This window comes from Streptomyces sp. S07_1.15 (assembly GCF_020739505.1).
Classification (GTDB): domain Bacteria; phylum Actinomycetota; class Actinomycetes; order Streptomycetales; family Streptomycetaceae; genus Streptomyces; species Streptomyces xinghaiensis.
Genome location: NZ_JAJBZK010000001.1, coordinates 2,352,140 through 2,369,213 on the forward strand (window position 1 = coordinate 2,352,140; position 17,074 = coordinate 2,369,213).

Annotated in this window: 16 protein-coding genes; 12 read left to right on the plus strand and 4 right to left on the minus strand. The window is 69.3% G+C overall.

The features are described 5' to 3' along the window. The first annotated feature begins 127 nt into the window (after nt 1–127). The 4 genes from LIX60_RS09910 (at nt 128) to LIX60_RS09925 (ending at nt 5,349) form a co-directional block, all read left to right on the plus strand. A complete protein-coding gene (locus LIX60_RS09910; RefSeq protein WP_227958109.1) occupies nt 128–778 on the plus strand; it encodes a hypothetical protein in 651 nt (216 codons plus the stop codon). Continuing rightward, on the plus strand, nt 771–4,058 hold the full coding sequence (locus LIX60_RS09915; protein ID WP_227958110.1) for a DEAD/DEAH box helicase: 3,288 nt from the start codon (nt 771–773) through the stop codon (nt 4,056–4,058). Before LIX60_RS09910 ends, LIX60_RS09915 begins: the two co-directional genes overlap by 8 nt. A gap of 1 nt (nt 4,059) precedes the next feature. Continuing rightward, nucleotides 4,060–5,115: an Eco57I restriction-modification methylase domain-containing protein gene (locus LIX60_RS09920; protein WP_227958111.1), complete on the plus strand. Its 1,056-nt coding sequence runs from the start codon at nt 4,060–4,062 to the stop codon at nt 5,113–5,115. Between the two features lie 78 nt (nt 5,116–5,193). Further along, the gene (locus tag LIX60_RS09925) at nt 5,194–5,349 is read left to right on the plus strand and encodes a hypothetical protein (RefSeq protein ID WP_227962696.1); all 156 of its coding nucleotides are present in this window, start codon (nt 5,194–5,196) and stop codon (nt 5,347–5,349) included. Between the two features lie 539 nt (nt 5,350–5,888). Here the strand turns inward: LIX60_RS09925 and LIX60_RS09930 are convergent. Beyond that, nucleotides 5,889–6,527, minus strand: a complete 639-nt coding sequence (locus tag LIX60_RS09930; protein ID WP_227958112.1) for an N-acetyltransferase — start codon at nt 6,525–6,527, stop codon at nt 5,889–5,891. Between the two features lie 400 nt (nt 6,528–6,927). Between LIX60_RS09930 and LIX60_RS09935 the strand changes: the two genes are divergently transcribed. The 6 genes from LIX60_RS09935 to LIX60_RS09960 all read left to right on the plus strand — a co-directional run bounded on the left by LIX60_RS09935 (nt 6,928) and on the right by LIX60_RS09960 (nt 11,509). Next, nucleotides 6,928–7,266, plus strand: coding sequence for an STAS domain-containing protein (locus LIX60_RS09935; protein WP_227958113.1), 339 nt, complete (start codon nt 6,928–6,930; stop codon nt 7,264–7,266). 161 nt (nt 7,267–7,427) lie between these two features. After that, nucleotides 7,428–8,366, plus strand: coding sequence for a beta-ketoacyl-ACP synthase III (locus LIX60_RS09940; RefSeq protein WP_227958114.1), 939 nt, complete (start codon nt 7,428–7,430; stop codon nt 8,364–8,366). Nucleotides 8,367–8,487: 121 nt separating this feature from the next. Beyond that, a complete protein-coding gene (locus LIX60_RS09945) occupies nt 8,488–8,721 on the plus strand; it encodes a hypothetical protein (RefSeq protein ID WP_019710111.1) in 234 nt (77 codons plus the stop codon). 165 nt (nt 8,722–8,886) lie between these two features. Further along, nucleotides 8,887–9,822: a 1-aminocyclopropane-1-carboxylate deaminase/D-cysteine desulfhydrase gene (locus tag LIX60_RS09950; RefSeq protein WP_374117835.1), complete on the plus strand. Its 936-nt coding sequence runs from the start codon at nt 8,887–8,889 to the stop codon at nt 9,820–9,822. 311 nt (nt 9,823–10,133) lie between these two features. Next, nucleotides 10,134–10,547, plus strand: coding sequence for an anti-sigma regulatory factor (locus tag LIX60_RS09955; protein WP_019710113.1), 414 nt, complete (start codon nt 10,134–10,136; stop codon nt 10,545–10,547). A 98-nt stretch (nt 10,548–10,645) separates the two neighbouring features. Then, a complete protein-coding gene (locus LIX60_RS09960; protein ID WP_267134227.1) occupies nt 10,646–11,509 on the plus strand; it encodes an RNA polymerase sigma factor SigF in 864 nt (287 codons plus the stop codon). A gap of 102 nt (nt 11,510–11,611) precedes the next feature. On the opposite strand, the gene LIX60_RS09965 is transcribed toward LIX60_RS09960, so the two are convergent. Next, on the minus strand, nt 11,612–12,052 hold the full coding sequence (locus LIX60_RS09965; protein WP_227958115.1) for a hypothetical protein: 441 nt from the start codon (nt 12,050–12,052) through the stop codon (nt 11,612–11,614). Nucleotides 12,053–12,142: 90 nt separating this feature from the next. Here LIX60_RS09965 and LIX60_RS09970 point away from each other — a divergent pair, with 90 nt between their 5' ends. Together LIX60_RS09970 and LIX60_RS09975 are read left to right on the plus strand one after the other, a co-directional pair. Next, the gene (locus LIX60_RS09970) at nt 12,143–13,111 is read left to right on the plus strand and encodes a diacylglycerol kinase family protein (protein ID WP_043459813.1); all 969 of its coding nucleotides are present in this window, start codon (nt 12,143–12,145) and stop codon (nt 13,109–13,111) included. A gap of 319 nt (nt 13,112–13,430) precedes the next feature. Beyond that, nucleotides 13,431–13,688, plus strand: a complete 258-nt coding sequence (locus LIX60_RS09975) for a WhiB family transcriptional regulator (RefSeq protein WP_003983230.1) — start codon at nt 13,431–13,433, stop codon at nt 13,686–13,688. A 202-nt stretch (nt 13,689–13,890) separates the two neighbouring features. Here LIX60_RS09975 and LIX60_RS09980 read toward each other — a convergent pair whose 3' ends face one another. Both LIX60_RS09980 and LIX60_RS09985 read right to left on the minus strand, forming a co-directional pair. Beyond that, nucleotides 13,891–15,414, minus strand: coding sequence for a PAS domain-containing sensor histidine kinase (locus LIX60_RS09980; protein WP_227962698.1), 1,524 nt, complete (start codon nt 15,412–15,414; stop codon nt 13,891–13,893). A gap of 373 nt (nt 15,415–15,787) precedes the next feature. Beyond that, complete coding sequence (locus LIX60_RS09985; protein WP_227958116.1) at nt 15,788–16,858, minus strand: SIS domain-containing protein; 1,071 nt, start codon at nt 16,856–16,858, stop codon at nt 15,788–15,790. Nucleotides 16,859–17,074: the final 216 nt, after the last annotated feature.

Consider the following 17,074-nt stretch of genomic DNA (forward strand, 5'->3'; position numbering starts at 1 on the left):
GGCAGGATAGGCGAATGGATAGAGCAGCGTGGATGCGACTGAGCCGCGACCGTCGAGTGCTGGTGGTCGACGTTCAGACCGGCAGCTCCCTCGCCTCACGTCCTCGGCGACCCGTGGGCAACCGGTGATGGCGACGCAGGCGATTGTCGAGGAGCAAGATGTGAAATCGCGCGATCGCGTCAAGGCGCACGGAGAGGTGTTCACGCCGCGCTACATGGTCGACCAGATGCTCGACCTGGTGAGCGAGGACTTGGAGACCGGTCCCGACTTCGTCGACAAGACCTTCCTCGAGCCATCAGCGGGCGACGGCAACTTCCTTGTGGCGATCTTGCGCCGCAAGCTGGAGGCGATCGAGAAACGCTACCCCGCCGAGGCGTGGTCGCAGGAATCGCTGTTTGCGCTGGCGTCGATCTACGCGATCGAGTTGCTGGAGGACAACCATCAGGAAGCCATGGCCAACATGCGCGTCGAGTTCCTGGGCTTCCACCAAGCTCACGGCACACCCGCCGGCACGGATACCGACCTGCACAAGGCAGCGCAGTTCCTTATCGAAGCCAACATCGTGCGCGGCAACACCCTGACCAGCCTGACTCCCACCGGCAAAGACATCCAGTTCTCCTGGTGGCACCGGATCGAGGGGCAACCCGGGATGGTGCAGCGCGAGCCGTTCACGCTCGCCTCGCTGCGTGACGACGGTGGCTTCGACTTCACGGAGTACGACACCTATCAGCCATGCCGGATCGACCAGGTCCACGAGAATGCGGGGTCCCATGTCTAGTCCGAAGATCAACACCTTCCGTGAGATCACTCCGCTGATCTACTCGTGGCGCACTCCGGACGTCCCTCGGTACGAGGGATGGGAGAAGATCGGCTACACCGAACAGGCGAGTGCCGACCTGCGTATCTCGCAGCAGGCGTCCCAGATGTATGTCGAGAAGGAGAAGGTGTGGGCTCGGCGGGCCCTCTTCACCTCAGAGGCCGGCGGACGGTTCACCGACCACGACTTCCACGCTTACCTCAAGCAGCACAGCATCGAGCGTGAACTGAGCCCCCAACGGACAGAGTGGCACCGCTTCGACGGCGCTCCCAAGAAGTCCCTCGACTTCTTCAACGACTTCGCTGGCCAGGACTTCGCCGATCTCCAGAGCGACGGCCTTGACGACTACGTCCTGCGGACCGAGCAGAAGGCTGCCGTCGCCATGGCTGTGGAGGCCTTCGAGGCGGGCAAGGGTGAGGTCTTGTGGAACGCGAAGCCGCGGTTCGGAAAGACGCTGTCGACCTACGACTTGATGCGCACAATCGACGTCAAGCGCGTCTTGGTGGTAACCAACCGGCCAGCGATCGCGAACTCCTGGTACGACGACTTCACGAAGTTTATCGGCCACCAAACGACCTTTAAGTTCGTCTCGCAGTCATCGTCGCTGGCCGACCGGTCACCGATGTCTCGAGATCAGTGGCGTGCCTATTCAAATGCCCACCGAGACGAAGACCCCCGCATCGTGGAGTTTCTCTCGCTGCAAGACCTGAAGGGCTCGCAGTACTTCGGTGGCCAACACGACAAGCTCAAGCACATTGCGGACTTCGACTGGGATCTGCTCGTCATAGACGAGGCACACGAAGGCGTCGACACCGCCAAGACAGATGTCGCCTTCGACCACATCAAGCGCCGCTGGACCCTGCACCTGTCGGGGACCCCCTTCAAAGCGCTGGCTTCCGGCAGGTTCGACCAGGACCAGATCTTCAACTGGACGTATGAGGATGAGCAGACCGCTCGAGCCGAGTGGCCCGAGAACGGGGACGAGAACCCCTACGCGGCACTTCCGACGCTGAACCTGCTGACATACCAGATCTCTCGCATGATCACAGACCGACTAGCCGAAGGTGTAGCCGTCGACGAGGACTTGGCGAACATCGACTTCGCGTTCAACCTCAACGAGTTCTTTGCGACCAAGGACAACGGATTTTTCGAACACGAGGCGGACGTCGCCAGGTTCCTCGACTCCATGACGACCCACGAGAAGTACCCCTTCTCCACCCCCGAGCTGCGCGATGAGATCCGACACTCCTTCTGGCTACTCAACCGTGTCGCTTCCGCCAAGGCGCTCGAGCGGATGCTGAAGAAACACGACGTCTTCAAGGACTACACGATCATCCTGGCTGCCGGCGACCGCAAAAGTGAGGACGACGGCGACGCCGCCGCCGTCGGCAAGTCCCTCGACAAGGTGCGCGCTGCCATCAAGCAGGCAGAGGCATCCAACGGCAAGACGATCACCTTGTCGGTGGGGCAGCTGACCACGGGCGTGACAGTGCGGGAGTGGACCGCTGTCATCATGCTGTCCGACCTCGCCTCGCCGGCCCAATATATGCAGGCGGCCTTCCGAGCCCAGAACCCGTGCACCTTTGAGCGCGGCGGGCAGGTGTTTCAGAAGCAAAATGCGTACATCTTCGACTTCGCCCCCGAGCGCACACTGACGATCTTCGACACCTTCGCCAACAACCTGCACCCCAACCCCTCAGGAGACACAGCTGTCAGGCAGGCGAACATCCGTACGCTGCTCAACTTCTTCCCCGTCCTAGGCGAGGATGCGGAGGGTCGGATGATCGAGCTCGACGCCGCCCAGGTGCTGACCTTCCCCCAGGTCTTCAAGGCCCGCGAGGTCGTGCGCCGTGGCTTCCTCTCGAACCTGTTGTTTGCCAACGTCGCTGGCATCTTCAGGTACTCCGAGCACGTCAAGGAGATTCTCGACAAGCTGCCGACTGCGAAGGAGGGGAAGGTACGGAAGGGCGAGCCCATCGAGATCCCCCAGCCACCGCCGGTGACCGACTCCGAAGGCAGCGTGAAGGTCGACGTGGAGACGGTGATCAACCCCAAGATTGCTGAGCTCGGCAAGCCCGTCTATCGCGCCGAGAACCTTCCGAGCATCGAGCCAGACACCCCGCCGCAGGTCGCAGCAAAGCAGATTGCCGAGGCGGTGACCGAGCAGAGTCGTCAAAAGCGCGAGGAACTTAAGAACGCCTTCGGGCTCTCCGCCAAGCAGGTCGAACGCGACGAAAAGCGCACCGAGCAGGTCATCAAAAATGAGGTTGAGCGCGCATACGTCGACTTCAGCATCGCCACCAAGCACCTCGACGACGAGTTGAAGAATGCAGCCACCGAGGTCGACGGCGAGGCTCTGCAAGCCAAGAAGATTGAGCAGCACAAGGCGTTGCAGGACAACATTTTGTCTATCGTCGACAAGACGATGCAAGAGATTGTGCCCGAGGTGGTCACCCGCGAAGAAACTAAGACCGCGCAGAAACACGCCGACAAAGCGATGGACGACGTCCGCTCGCACCTGCGCGGCTTCGCTCGCACTATCCCGATGTTCTTGATGGCCTACGGCGACCGCGACCTGCGCTTGGCGAACTTCGATGACTACACGCCAGGCGACGTGTTCGAGGAGATCACCGGCATCACCGAAGCCGAGTTCAGGCTGCTGCGTGACGGCCAAGAGGTCGCCGAGGAAAACGGCACCGTCACCAGGATCCCGGGCATGTTCGACGAGGCGGTCTTCGACCGATCCGTGCAGGAGTTCCTCAACAAGAAGGAGGCCCTGGCCGACTACTTCGACGACGCACAGACCGAGAACATCTTCGCCTACATCCCTCAGCAGAAGACGTCGCTCGTCTTCACCCCGCAGCCGGTTGTCAAGCAGATGGTCGACACCCTCGAGGCAAAGAACCCTGGCATCTTCTCTGACCCGGACAAGACCTTCGCTGACCTTTTCTCCACTGCGGGACTGTTCCTCATGGAGCTGGTACGACGCCTCGACACCGGTCTGACGGAAGCTTTCCCGGACCAGGAAGATCGGCTCAAGCACATCCTGACCTCACAGGTATTCGAGATGAGCCACAACCAGATCCTGCACCGGATTACCATCGAAGCTGTCTCCGGCGGCGTGTCCGAGCGGAGGGCGTGGGTCCAGGACTCGGGCCACTTCAAGGTGGGGGACCTCGCGCGCATGAGCTCTGAAGAGCGGCAGAGCCTAGTCGACCAGATGCTGACGGAAGGCAACTGACATGAGCAAGAAGTTCGATGTCGTCATCGGCAACCCGCCGTACCAGGCAGAAGCCCAGGGCGGCGGCACACGAGACACCCCCGTCTATCACCTCTTCATGGACGCAGCGTACGAGGTCGGGGAGAAGGTTGTGCTCATTACGCCGGCGCGCTTCCTGTTCAACGCGGGTTTCACTCCCAAGGCCTGGAACGAGAAGATGCTGGCGGATGAGTACCTGAGCGTGGCCCATTTCGAGTCCGACTCGAACCTGCTGTTCCCGAGCCTTACGGACCCGATCAAGGGCGGCATCGCCGTGACCTACAGGGACTCGGGACGCAAGCTTGGCCCAGTCGGATTTTTCGCCCGGCACCCTGAGCTCAGTACGATCCTTCACAAGGTTGTCGAGACTACTGACACGTCGCTGATTGATATCGGGATCACAAGTTCGCGTTCCTACCGTTACACGGAGAAGTTGTACGAGGACCATCCTGATGCGCGTGCGTTGCGCCCGGAAGGCAACGCAGCTTTGGTGAGCACGAACGCGTTTGAGCAGTTTTCATTTCTTTACCACGGGGATAAGTCGGCGGACGCCGTTGAGTATGTGCGCGTACTTGGCCTCATCAAGAACAAGCGCTTGATCCGTTGGATCCGCACGGAATACGTCACCGGGCCTGAGAGTCTCCACCAGTACAAGATTGCGGTTCCGGCGGCGAACGGGTCGGGTTCGACAACTGATTTCTTTGGTGTCGTTTTGACCAACCCGACTGTGCTCGGTCCGGGGGCGGCGGTCACGCAGACGTTTATCACCATTGGAGCATTCGATTCTGAGGCCGAAGCGCAGGCGTGTTTGAAGTACATCAAGACTAAGTTCGCTCGAACGATGCTCGGCATCTTGAAGATCACCCAACACAATCCGGCAAAGGTCTGGAAGCACGTTCCTGCTCAGGACTTCACGTCGACATCGGACATTGACTGGTCCAAGCCGGTTCCGCAGATCGACCAGCAGCTGTACGCCAAATACGGGCTCGACGCCGAGGAAATCGCCTTCATCGAGGAGAAGGTCAAGCCGATGGAGTGATCCCTGTGGTTGGCCCGACTGACGCGTTAACAAGAAGACCGGGAAGGTCGCCACAAAACGGTCTACGCCGTCACCAGTCTGAGCGCCGAGCAGGCGAGCCCCGTCGAGCTCGCCCGGCTCGCCCAGGAGCACTGGACGGTCGAGGCTCTGCACCGCGTCCGCGACACCACCTTCACCGAGGACGCCTCTCCAGTCCGCACCGGCAACGCATCCCGGGCCATGGCGACCCTATAAAACCCCGCGATCGGCACCCTGCGAGCAGCGGGCCACCGCGGCATTGCCGCCGGCCTCCGCCGGGGCAAACCGGGACATGACCCGCCACCCGCCCTTCTCGACTCACCTGATAAACCGGACACCAAACGACAACGCCGAAACTCTGGACACACGCCCGCCTTGCGGTACAGCGGAACGGATGTGAAGGCGTCACGTGCCACGCCCTGGCACTGAGGATGCGGCAGTCCGCACACAGTCCGCAGGACACCCGATCATGACCGTCGCACCCCATCGCCAGCCATCAGCAAAAGGCCAGGTCAGCGCCCCATAGGGGAGATCCCCGCAGGTCACCGACCTGGCCTGTTACTTGGAGACCCCAAGAAGGCCTGACCCCCGGTCAGGGTTCCGGCCCGCGGTGTGCCCGACCGCCGGTCCTCCCGCCCGCACCCGGTCCACCGGCCGCCGACCCCGGCGGCCGCGGTGGACCGGGTGCGGTCTTCTTCCCCCCGGTTCCCCCCGGCCGGTGACGCCGGGCCGCGAGCCCTGCCCGTCCCCCGCTCTCAGCCGCGCGGCTCGCGCCACATGGACCACATCGGGGGGCCGTCCGGCAGGTCGACGGTCCGGCCGGTGAACACGAAGCCCTCGCGCTCGTACAGCGAGCGGCTGCGGGCGCTGCTGGCCTCCAGATAGGCGGGCAGTCCCGCGCTGTCGCAGTGCCGCAGCGCGGGCCCCAGGAGCGCGCTGCCGATGCCCTGTCCCTGCCGGCCGGGGTCGACCCCGATGAGCATCAGATACCGGTGCTCCCGGTGCCGGGGGTGCACCCGGGCGGTCAGCCGGCCGACCGCCTCCGTCCGCTCGTTGGCGGGGTCGCTCACCGCGCGCATGAGGGCGGCGGCCTTCTCGTCCTCCGCGATCGCGGCCGGGACGTCCGCCTCGGCCACGGCCGGGACGGACAGCCAGAGGGCGGCCGCCGAGCCGTCGTCGGTGACCTCCACCGAGCCCTCCTCCAGGGCGGCGTCGAGGAAGACGCCGAAGAAGGCCGGGTGGAGCGCGCGGCGCTGCTCCGCCTCCGGGAAGACCCAGCTGCTGACCGGGTCCTCCATGAACGCCTCGCCCAGGAGGGAGGCGACCCAGGTGCGGTCGTCCGCTCCGGCGCGCCGTATGCCCGGGGTCGGTGCGGCGGTGGGGATCGATGACATCTTCTGCTGCCTCCAGGGTCTCGTGGGTTTCACGGTAGGACGTCCGGCACCCGCCCTCCAGGGCGCCTCGGGCGACGCGGTCAGACCTTCGGGCCCTCGTCAATGCCAAGTAGGGAAAATCACCTACACGGATGTAATTTCCGGGCCGAAGACCGTTTCTGCGCTCCCGTCCTCCTGTGCTGTACCGCTACGGTGACGGTACGTCACCCCCTCCCCTGGGCCGCCCGCGGCCCGTCCGCCCGCCGGTCCCGTACGACCGGGGCGGGCCGGTCCGCCGGACCGGGGGCGCGGCGCCGGCCGCTCCGGGGATTCGCACAGCCACGCGCGGAGGACCGGACGGAAGGGTCCGGCGCGTGGCCCGAACAGGAGAGTTCTGCTGACCCCGAAGCCCAGTCGGCACATGGCCACCTACCGGACGGGCGGCTGCACGGTCGTCGAGCTCCGCGGCGAGATGGACATCGCCGCGGCCCTCGACGCCGCCCCGCACCTCGACCGGGCCACCGCCACGGCCGAGCCCCGGCTCGTCATCGACCTCAGCCCGGTCACCTTCCTCGACGCCTCCGGGCTGAGCCTGCTGTGCCGTGCCCACCGCCGCGTCCACGCCCAGGGCGGACGCCTCGCCCTGGTCTGCGACCGGCCGGGCCTCCTGCGCATCCTGGGCATCACCGGCCTCGACCACCGCTTCCGTCCCGTCCCCACACTGGCCGAGGCGCTGCGCCGCCACGGTGCCCGCGTCTGAGCGTCCCGCTGGCGGGTCGCGCCAGTTCTGTGCCCCGATCCTTGGCCGAACGCGTACCCGGTGACCGGGGTCCGGGCGCCCAGGATGGTGGGGCGGTGCCCACCGCACCCGGCACCGTCGTCCGACCGGTGCCGCCGGACCGGATACGAAGGGGAGACCCCTTGACGGGTTCACGCGTCCTGGCTCTCGGCCACCACCAGCCCGCCGCCGTGCTGACCAACGACGATCTGGCGGCCATGGTCGACACGGACGACGCGTGGATCCGCAGCCGGGTCGGCATCCGCACCCGCCATGTGGCGGGTCCCGACGAGACCGTGGACCAGATGGCCGCCGCCGCGGCCGCCAAGGCGCTGGCAAGCTCCGGTCTCGCCGCCGCCGAGGTGGACCTGGTCCTCGTCGCCACCTGCACGGCCGTCGACCGCAGCCCCAACACGGCCGCCCGCGTCGCCGCCCGGCTCGGCCTCCCCTCCCCCGCCACCATGGACCTCAACGTGGTCTGCGCGGGCTTCACCCACGCCCTGGCCACCGCGGACCACGCCATACGGGCCGGCGCGGCCCGTGCGGCACTGGTGATCGGCGCCGAGAAGTTCACCGATGTGACCGACTGGACGGACCGCACCACCTGTGTGCTCACCGGGGACGGCGCCGGGGCCGCGGTGGTGACCGCGGCGGCGGAGCCGGGCATCGGGCCGGTCGTCTGGGGCTCGGTGCCGGAGATGGGCGGTGCCGTGCGCATCGAGGGCACCCCGAGCCGCTTCGCGCAGGAGGGGCAGACCGTCTACCGCTGGGCCACAACCCAGCTGCCGCCGATCGCACGCCGGGTGTGCGACCGCGCCGGGGTGCGGCCCGAGGACCTGGCGGCGGTGGTACCGCACCAGGCGAACCTGCGGATCATCGAGCCGCTCGCCCGGAGACTCGGAGCGGTCAACGCCGTGATCGCCCGGGACGTGGTCGACTCCGGCAACACCTCGGCCGCCAGCATCCCGCTGGCGCTGTCGAAGCTGGTGGAGCGCGGGGAGATCGAACAGGGCGCTCCCGTCCTGCTGTTCGGCTTCGGCGGCAATCTCTCGTACGCGGGCCAGGTCATCCACTGCCCGTAGGACCGGGCGGCTCCTCCGTCCGGGCGACACGGGGAACGTCCGGCCCGGCCCCCGCGTTGAGGGGACGAGGGGTGGTGCACCGCCCGGCCGCCCCCGCCGCACCGATCGCAGGAGGCAGCACATGGCAGGGTTTCTGGACCGCGCCAAGGAGCAGGCGCAGCGCGGGCTCACGCAGGGCAAGCAGAAGCTCGACGAGGTGCAGACCCAGCGCGCCGGTGCCGATCTGCTGAAGAAGCTCGGCGCGGCGTACTACGCCGAGCAGCGCCGCTCGGGCTCCCCGGAGGCCACCCGTCAGGCGATGGCGGCGCTGGAGCAGCACATCGCGACCCACGGCGACGGGGTCCTGCGGGGCTGAGTCCGCGGCGCCCGCCCCGGGCCGCGGCCCGCCCCGGCGGTGCCGCCGTCCGGACCGGGCGACTCCGCCCCGGCCCCGGGCGCTCCGTCCGGACCGGGCGCCGTGGTCCGCGGCCACCGGCCCCCGCCCGCGCGTCCCACGCCGGCACCGGGCGACAATGGTCCGGTGTCCGCCCCCTCCCCCGCCGCTCCCGGCACCCCGCCCGGCCGCACTTCCGGCCCCGGTGCCCTGCGGCCCCGGCTGCCGTCACCGCTGCGCCCGGCCGGTGACGAGCGCTTCGCGCGCCACGGCGTGCGGCTGCTGCTCAAGCGGGACGACCTCATCCACCCCGAGCTGCCCGGCAACAAGTGGCGCAAGCTCGCCCCGAATCTGCGCGCCGCCGCCGAGCACGGCCACACCACCCTCCTCACCTTCGGCGGCGCCTACTCCCACCATCTCCGGGCCACCGCCGCGGCCGGCCGGCTGCTGGGCCTGGCCACCATCGGCGTCGTACGGGGCGACGAGTTGGCGGACCGCCCGCTCAACCCGTCCCTGGAGCGCTGCGCCGCCGACGGGATGCGGCTGGTCTTCCTCGACCGGGCCGCCTACCGGCGCAAGAGCGCACCGGAGTTCGTCGCGGGGCTGCGCGAACGCTTCGGCCCCTTCCAGCTCGTGCCGGAGGGCGGCAGCAACGCCCTCGCCGTGCACGGCTGCACGGACCTGGGCCGCGAACTCCGGGGCCGGGCCGATGTGGTGGCCGTCCCCTGCGGCACCGGCGGCACCCTCGCCGGGCTGGCGGCGGGGCTGGCGCCCGGTCAACGGGCCCTGGGTTTCGCGGTGCTGAAGGGCAATTTCCTGGACGGCGAGGTCGAGCGCCTGCAGCGCGAGGCGTTCGGCGCCCGCCGGGGCGACTGGCGGGTGGAGCACCGCTTCCACTGCGGCGGCTACGCGAAGGTCCCGCCCCGACTGCGGGCGTTCGCGGAGGACTTCTCCGCCCGGCACGGGGTTATCCTGGAGTCACTGTACGTCGCCAAAATGTTCTACGGACTGTTGTCGCTGACCGAAGAGGGCGCGTTCCCCCGGGGCACGGTGATCGCGGCCGTTCTCACCGGACCCGGCTGACCAGTGGCGACGGCCGCCCCCGGCCCCGCGGAGTGAACCCGGGGCCGAATGACGGGAATTGGGACCGCCACACCCCTAGCCACTGTCCGTAGAGACGTGTTTACAATGAGTGACGTTCACCGGACCGCGGGCTCCGACCGGCCGTTGAAGGGCGGCCCCGCTGTGCCCTGCGCCCCCCGCGCAGGCGACACCGGCCCACAGATCACGATAGCGTCGCAGGCGAACCATGTGCTGCGCCGGTTCCGCCCTCGTATGAAGCGCGCGGTCCGGCGCTCGATCAGCTCGAAGAGCTTGTCACCTTGGAGGTGAGGGTGTCCCACATCGCAGGTGAGCCCGGGAACCAGGACTTCGTGGAAGTCCGGCTGCCCGCCGCGGGTGCCTATCTTTCCGTGCTGCGGACGGCCACGGCGGGCCTCGCGGCCCGATTGGACTTCACCCTCGACGAGATCGAGGATCTGCGCATCGCGGTCGACGAGGCCTGCGCGATCCTGCTCCAGCAGGCGGTGCCGGGTTCCGTGCTCAGCTGCGTCTTCCGCCTGGTCGGGGATTCGCTGCGGGTGACCGTCTCGGCCCCGACGACCGACGGCCGCGCCCCCGAGCGCGACACCTTCGCCTGGACGGTGCTCTCCGCGCTCGCCGGTGAGGTGGACTCCACGGTCGCCGAGGACCGCACGGTGAGCATCGGCCTGCACAAGAAGCGCGGCGCGGGTCCCGGTCAGCCGTGACGGAGGGAACGGGCGGGCCGGTGCAGGACGAGAGGCGCTCGGCGGGGGCGGTGCCCAGGGCGGCCATCCCCGAGCAACAGGCAGAGCGGGCGGACCACATGGACCAGCATCAGCAGGAGCAGCGGCAGGAGCAGCCCCGGCGCGAGCAGGGCCAGGGCGGGCACCCGGGGCGCGAGCACGACTACGCCCGCGGGGAGCAGCCGGATCCGCACGACCGCAGCGGTGCCCGCGCGCTCTTCATCGAGCTGCGCGGTCTCCCCGAGGGCTCGCCGCAGCGCGCCGAGCTCCGCGACCATCTGGTGCGGATGCATCTGCCGCTGGTGGAGCACCTGGCCCGGCGGTTCCGCAACCGCGGCGAGCCGCTGGACGATCTGACCCAGGTCGCCACCATCGGCCTGATCAAGTCGGTGGACCGCTTCGACCCCGACCGGGGCGTGGAGTTCTCCACCTACGCCACTCCGACGGTGGTCGGGGAGATCAAGCGGCACTTCCGCGACAAGGGCTGGGCGGTGCGGGTCCCGCGCCGGCTCCAGGAGCTCCGGCTGTCGCTGACCACGGCCACCGCCGAGCTGTCCCAGCGGCACGGCCGCTCCCCCACCGTCCACGAACTCGCCGTCCAGCTCGGCATCTCGGAGGAGGAGGTGCTGGAGGGCCTGGAGTCCGCCAACGCCTACAGCACCCTCTCGCTGGACGTCCCGGACACGGACGAGGAGTCGCCGGCCGTCGCCGACACCCTGGGCGCCGAGGACGACGCCCTGGAGGGCGTGGAGTACCGCGAGTCGCTCAAGCCGCTGCTGGAGGAACTGCCGCCGCGGGAGAAGAAGATCCTGCTGCTGCGCTTCTTCGGCAATATGACGCAGTCTCAGATCGCGCAGGAGGTCGGCATCTCGCAGATGCACGTCTCCCGGCTGCTGGCCCGCACCCTGGCGCAGCTGCGGGACAAGCTCCTCGTCGAGGAGTGACCGCCGCGGGCCGCCCCCCGGCTCCGTACGGGCGGTGCGGTCCCCGCCGCCCGCGGGCCGCGGCTCCTCACGGGAAGCACGGGAGGCGCCGCCCCGGGCCCGTCAGGGCTCGCCGCGGGGACCGATGCCCAGCGCCTCGGTGGCCGCCGGATTGACCAGCAGCACCAGTACGGTGACGGCCACCGCGCCCAGCGCCGCCCCCGCGGCGATCACCGCGCCGCCGGTGCCCACCAGCGTCCAGGCGACCGGCACGGCCATGAGCTGGGTGATCACCGCCGGTCCGCGGCTCCAGCGCCGCCGCAGCAGCAGTCCGCGGGCCGCGACGAGCGGCAGCGCGGCCAGCGCCAGCAGGGTCAGCCCGCCCATCTCCGCCTGCCGCGGGCTCGACGGGTCGCCGAGCAGCCCCATCAGAAGCAGATACGCCCCGAACCCGGCGAGCACCACGCCCTCGGCGGCGCAGAGGGCCGCGGCGGCGGAGAGCCGGGCCGGGCGGGGGGCGGCGGGAGATGATGCGCCGGTGGACGGTCGCTGCTCACTGCTCACCTCAGCAGCGTATCCGCCGTCCTCTTCCCGTCCGGTGCGGGGCACCGTCCGGACTGTGCCGTATACCCGCAGGTAGGTAATGTGCACGGCATGCGCGCCCTCCTCGTGGTCAATCCGGCAGCCACCACCACCAGCGCCCGCACGCGGGACGTCCTGATCCACGCCCTGGCGAGCGATCTCAAACTGGAGGTGGCGACGACGGAGTACCGGGGGCACGCCCGCGACCTGGCCCGGCGGGCGGCCGAGAGCGGCGAGGTCGAACTGGTCGTCGCGCTCGGCGGCGACGGCACCGTCAACGAGGTCGTGAACGGCCTGCTGCACCGCGGCCCGGACCCGGATTCCCTGCCCCGGCTCGCGGTGGTCCCGGGCGGTTCCACGAATGTGTTCGCCCGCGCTCTGGGACTTCCCAATGACGCCGTGGAAGCGACCGGTGCTTTGCTGGACGCATTGCGTGACGGAAACGAACGGACGGTCGGTCTCGGTCTTGCCTCGGGAACTCCCGGAACGGTGGACGAGGCGGTTCCGGCGCGCTGGTTCACTTTCACCGCGGGGTTCGGATTCGACGCCGGAGTCGTCGGCCGAGTCGAACAGCAGCGCGAGCGAGGCCGGCGTTCAACACACGCTCTGTATGTGCGCCAGGTGCTCCGCCAGTTCTTCAGCGACCCGCACCGCGGCCGCGGCACGATTACGCTCGACCGCCCGGGGCACACGCCCGTACGGGAGTTGGTGCTGTCGGTCGTCTGCAACACCGCTCCCTGGACCTACCTGGGCAATCGTCCGGTCTACGCCGCCCCCGGGGCGACGTTCGACACCGCGCTGGACGTGCTCGGACTGAGCAGTCTGTCCGCCGCCGCGGTGGCGCGGTACGGGACCCAGCTGCTCACGTCCTCGCCCGGGAAGGGCCCGCACGGCAAGCACGCTCTGTCACTGCACGACCTGACGGACTTCACCTTGCATTCGCAGGCGAAACTGCCGTTCCAGATGGACGGTGACCACCTGGGAGTGCGTTCCAGCGTGACGTTCACAGGCGTACGGCGTGCACTGCGTGTGATTGTGTGAGCGGAACCGCAGAAAGTCCTTTCACTCGAACGTTTAGGCCATCTTCCACCCCCTGGAAGTGAGGCTGTGACCGAGGCGACACCAAGGAATCAAAAAAAACTTTCCGGAAGGGGTTGTATCCGCAGCCCAGGTTTGCGAGTCTCTTCCTGGCGATCGGGACGGCCTCGCACATGGCCCCCTTGAGAGCCCGAACCCCCCTCCTCAATCCCGCTGGGACCGCACCAGGGAACTGGTCGTCGGCCCTTCTGTCGCGGGGGGATTCGTGAAAGCGTTCACATTCACAAGCAATCAGCAAGTATCACAAGGAGATGGAGCAGCCATGGACTGGCGTCACCGCGCCGTTTGCCGCGAGGAAGACCCCGAGCTCTTCTTCCCCATCGGCAACACCGGTCCTGCGCTGCTGCAGATCGAGGAAGCCAAGGCCGTCTGCCGTCGCTGCCCCGTCATGGAGCAGTGCCTGCAGTGGGCGCTGGAGTCCGGTCAGGACTCCGGTGTGTGGGGTGGCCTCAGCGAGGACGAGCGCCGCGCGATGAAGCGCCGCGCCGCTCGCAACCGGGCGCGCAACGCCAGCGCCTGAACCCCCCTGCACCCGGGCGGAGCGTGTTCCCGATGACACCACGTCATCCCAGCGGGTACGCACCACCCGCCCCCCGAGTCGCAGCGCGCAGTACCCGTTGCACATAAAGCTTTGAGCCCCGGCCGGATCCCGGCCGGGGCTCAGTGCTGTACCCGGCGCGGTCCGGGGCCGGGGCACGCCCGGCCCGGCCGCGCCGGACCGTTCAGAGCCGCCCCGGCTGCGGAAGGACCCTCCGCTCGGCGCCCTCGGCCCATACCGGGATGTCCAGCAGGACCCGGGTGCCGCCCTCCGGGGCCGGCCGCATGTCGAAGGTGCCGCCCAACTCGCCCTCCACCAGCGTCCGGACGATCTGCAGGCCCAGATTGCCGGTGCGGTGCGGGTCGAAGTCCGCCGGCAGGCCCGCGCCGTCGTCCTGGACGGTGACCAGCAGCCGCGGGTCGGCCCGGCCGCCGCCCCGCACCGCGGACACCTCGACCGTGCCCTGCTGCTTCCCCCGCTCGCCCGGAGCCACCGGCGGAAAGCCGTGCTCCAGGGCGTTCTGCACCACCTCGGTCAGCACCATCGACAGCGGGGTGGCGACGTCCGCGTCGAGTATCCCGAACCGGCCGGTGCGGCGGCAGACGACCCGCCCCGGGGAGATCTCGGCCACCATCGCCAGCACCCGGTCGGCGATCTCGTCGAACTCCACCCGCTCGTCGAGGTTCTGCGAGAGGGTCTCGTGGACGATGGCGATCGAGCCGACCCGGCGGACGGCCTCCCCGAGCGCCTCCCGACCCTGGTCGGAGTCCATGCGGCGGGCCTGGAGCCGCAGCAGCGCCGCGACGGTCTGCAGATTGTTCTTCACCCGGTGGTGGATCTCCCGGATGGTGGCGTCCTTGGTGAGCAACTCCCGCTCCCGGCGGCGCAGTTCGGTGACGTCGCGCAGCAGCACCAGGGAACCGATCCGGGTGCCCTTGGGCTTCAGCGGGATGGAGCGCAGCTGGATGACGCCCTGGTCGCTCTCCACCTCGAAGTCGCGCGGCGCCCAGCCGCTCGCCAGCTTGGCCACCGCCTCGTCGACCGGGCCGCGCGCGGGCGCGAGTTCGGCGGTGGCCCGGCCCAGGTGGAGGCCGACCAGGTCGGCGGCGAGACCCAGCCGGTGGTAGGCCGAGAGGGCGTTGGGGCTGGCGTACTGGACGATGCCGTCGGCGTCGAGCCGGATCAGCCCGTCGCCGGCGCGGGGCGAGACGTCCATGTCGCCCTGCTGGTCCTGGAAGGGGAAGGCGCCCGCGGCGATCATCTGGGCGAGGTCGGAGGCGCTCTGGAGGTAGGTGAGCTCCAGCCGGCTGGGGGTGCGGACGGTCAGCAGATTGGTGTTGCGCGCGATCACCCCGAGGACCCGGCCCTCCCGGCGCACGGGGATGGACTCGACCCGGACGGGGACCTCCTCGCGCCACTCGGGGTCGCCCTCCCGCACGATGCGGCCCTCGTCCAGGGCGGCGTCCAGCATCGGGCGGCGGCCGCGGGGAACCAGGTGGCCGACCATGTCGTTCTGATAGGACGTGGGCCCGGTGTTGGGCCTCATCTGGGCGACGGACACATAGCGGGTCCCGTCCCGGGTGGGCACCCACAGCACCAGGTCGGCGAAGGAGAGGTCGGAGAGCAGCTGCCACTCCGACACCAGAAGGTGGAGCCACTCCAGGTCGGAGTCACCGAGCGCGGTGTGCTGGCGGACGAGGTCGTTCATGGACGGCACACCCGCGAGCCTACCCGGACGGGCTCCGGACCTGCGGGCTTGGACAGTGGCGGAGGTCCGGTCCAAGATGGTGGGGAGACAATCGAACAGAGCCTCTGCCCTCCCCGCACAGGAGGGCGGATACGAGACCCGGGGCGCTCTCTGCCCTGACCGCGTCCGGGTCTCCGGTCGGCCGGGAACGGCCCCGGGGGACCGCACACCCCGGGAAACCACCGGCCGGTACAGCTCCGGGCTGCGGTGCCGGACAGGTTGAGGGTCCTGTCCCGGCGCCGCGGCCCGCGGGTCTTTCCGGGGGCGGGCCGCGGCTCGTCCCCCACCCCTGGACCGGCCCCGCGCCGTCCCCGGCCCCGTCCCCCGGGCTCCGTCAGCGGGTCTCGGTCACCTTCGCCAGCGCGCGGGGCGCGTCCGGGTCCTGGCCCCGGGCGAGCGTCACCTCGCGGGCGAGCATCTGCAGCGGCAGGATCTCCAGCACCGGCTGCACCTCCTCGGCGACGTCGGCGGTCGGCAGGGCGAAGCCCGCGGAGGCCGCCTTCACCTGCTCGCCGCTGCCGATGACGACGAGGTCGGCGCCCCGGTCCCGGAGCCGGTCCAGCACCGGCCGCAGGGCCTCACCGCCCCGGCCCTCCGGCACGATGGCGATCACCGGCGAGACGTTGTCGACCATGGCGAGCGGCCCGTGCAGCAGATCCGCGCCGGAGTAGGAGAGCGCGGGGATGTAGCTGGTCTCCATGAGCTTGAGGGCGGCCTCCTTGGCGGTCGGATAGCCGTAGCCGCGGGAGGTGAGCACCATGCGCTCCGCGAAGCGGTAGCGGCCGGCCAGCGTCCGCACCTCGGCCGCGCGGTCCAGGATCTGCCGGGCCAGCTCCGGCAGCACCGCGGCCGCCGCGCCGTCCCCGCCGGACAGGCCCTCGGTGAAGAGGTAGAGCGCCAGCAGTTCGGCGGTGTAGGTCTTCGTCGCCGGCAGGGCCTTCTCGGCCCCCGCGAGGATGTCGATGTGGAACTCCGCCACCGCGGCGAGGGGGGAGGAGGGGTTGTTGGTCACCGCCACGGTGACCGCGCCACCCGCGCGGGCGGCCTCCGTGGAGGCCACCAGATCGGGTGAGCCGCCGGACTGGCTGACGGCGATGACCAGCACGTCCGTGAGGTCGGGGCGGGCCCCGTAGGCGGTGGTCGTGGACATGGAGGTGAGCCCGCAGGGCATGCCCCGGCGGATCTCCAGCAGGTACTTGGCGTAGAGAGCGGCGTTGTCGGAGGTGCCGCGGGCGGTCAGCAGCGCGAAGCGCGGCCGGCGGGCGGCGACCCGGCGGGCGGTCTCGCGGATCGCGGCCGCGCCCTCGCCGAGGATCCGGGCCAGGACGGCGGGCTGTTCGGCGATCTCACCGGCCATGATGCGGCCCGGCTGCTCGGGGTACCGGATCGGCTGCTTGGCGGACATGCGGGGTGCCTCCCGTAGCTCTGGGGCCACCGGAGCGCCGGCCGCGGTGCTCCGCGGCGGCCGCTCCGGCGCGGGGCCGGACGCGATCAGGGTACCCTCATTTGGTTTAGACCAATACGCCCGTGTCCCGCCGTCCGGACCGGAACGCCGCGGAGATCCCGGAGGTGTATAAGGAGGGCTGTCGGTCCCCGGTGACGGGGCCCGGCACCTTCCGGC

What these genes read in the sequence shown, in the direction of transcription:
- LIX60_RS09930 (WP_227958112.1), bottom strand. Translation starts at nt 6,527, where the DNA reads ATGTCATCGATCCCCACCGCCGCACCGACCCCGGGCATACGGCGCGCC.
- LIX60_RS09910 (WP_227958109.1), top strand. Translation starts at nt 128, where the DNA reads ATGGCGACGCAGGCGATTGTCGAGGAGCAAGATGTGAAATCGCGCGAT.
- LIX60_RS09920 (WP_227958111.1), top strand. Translation starts at nt 4,060, where the DNA reads ATGAGCAAGAAGTTCGATGTCGTCATCGGCAACCCGCCGTACCAGGCA.
- LIX60_RS09970 (WP_043459813.1), top strand. Translation starts at nt 12,143, where the DNA reads ATGCGCGCCCTCCTCGTGGTCAATCCGGCAGCCACCACCACCAGCGCC.
- LIX60_RS09915 (WP_227958110.1), top strand. Translation starts at nt 771, where the DNA reads ATGTCTAGTCCGAAGATCAACACCTTCCGTGAGATCACTCCGCTGATC.
- LIX60_RS09980 (WP_227962698.1), bottom strand. Translation starts at nt 15,414, where the DNA reads ATGAACGACCTCGTCCGCCAGCACACCGCGCTCGGTGACTCCGACCTG.
- LIX60_RS09945 (WP_019710111.1), top strand. Translation starts at nt 8,488, where the DNA reads ATGGCAGGGTTTCTGGACCGCGCCAAGGAGCAGGCGCAGCGCGGGCTC.
- LIX60_RS09985 (WP_227958116.1), bottom strand. Translation starts at nt 16,858, where the DNA reads ATGTCCGCCAAGCAGCCGATCCGGTACCCCGAGCAGCCGGGCCGCATC.
- LIX60_RS09960 (WP_267134227.1), top strand. Translation starts at nt 10,646, where the DNA reads ATGGACCAGCATCAGCAGGAGCAGCGGCAGGAGCAGCCCCGGCGCGAG.
- LIX60_RS09935 (WP_227958113.1), top strand. Translation starts at nt 6,928, where the DNA reads ATGGCCACCTACCGGACGGGCGGCTGCACGGTCGTCGAGCTCCGCGGC.
- LIX60_RS09975 (WP_003983230.1), top strand. Translation starts at nt 13,431, where the DNA reads ATGGACTGGCGTCACCGCGCCGTTTGCCGCGAGGAAGACCCCGAGCTC.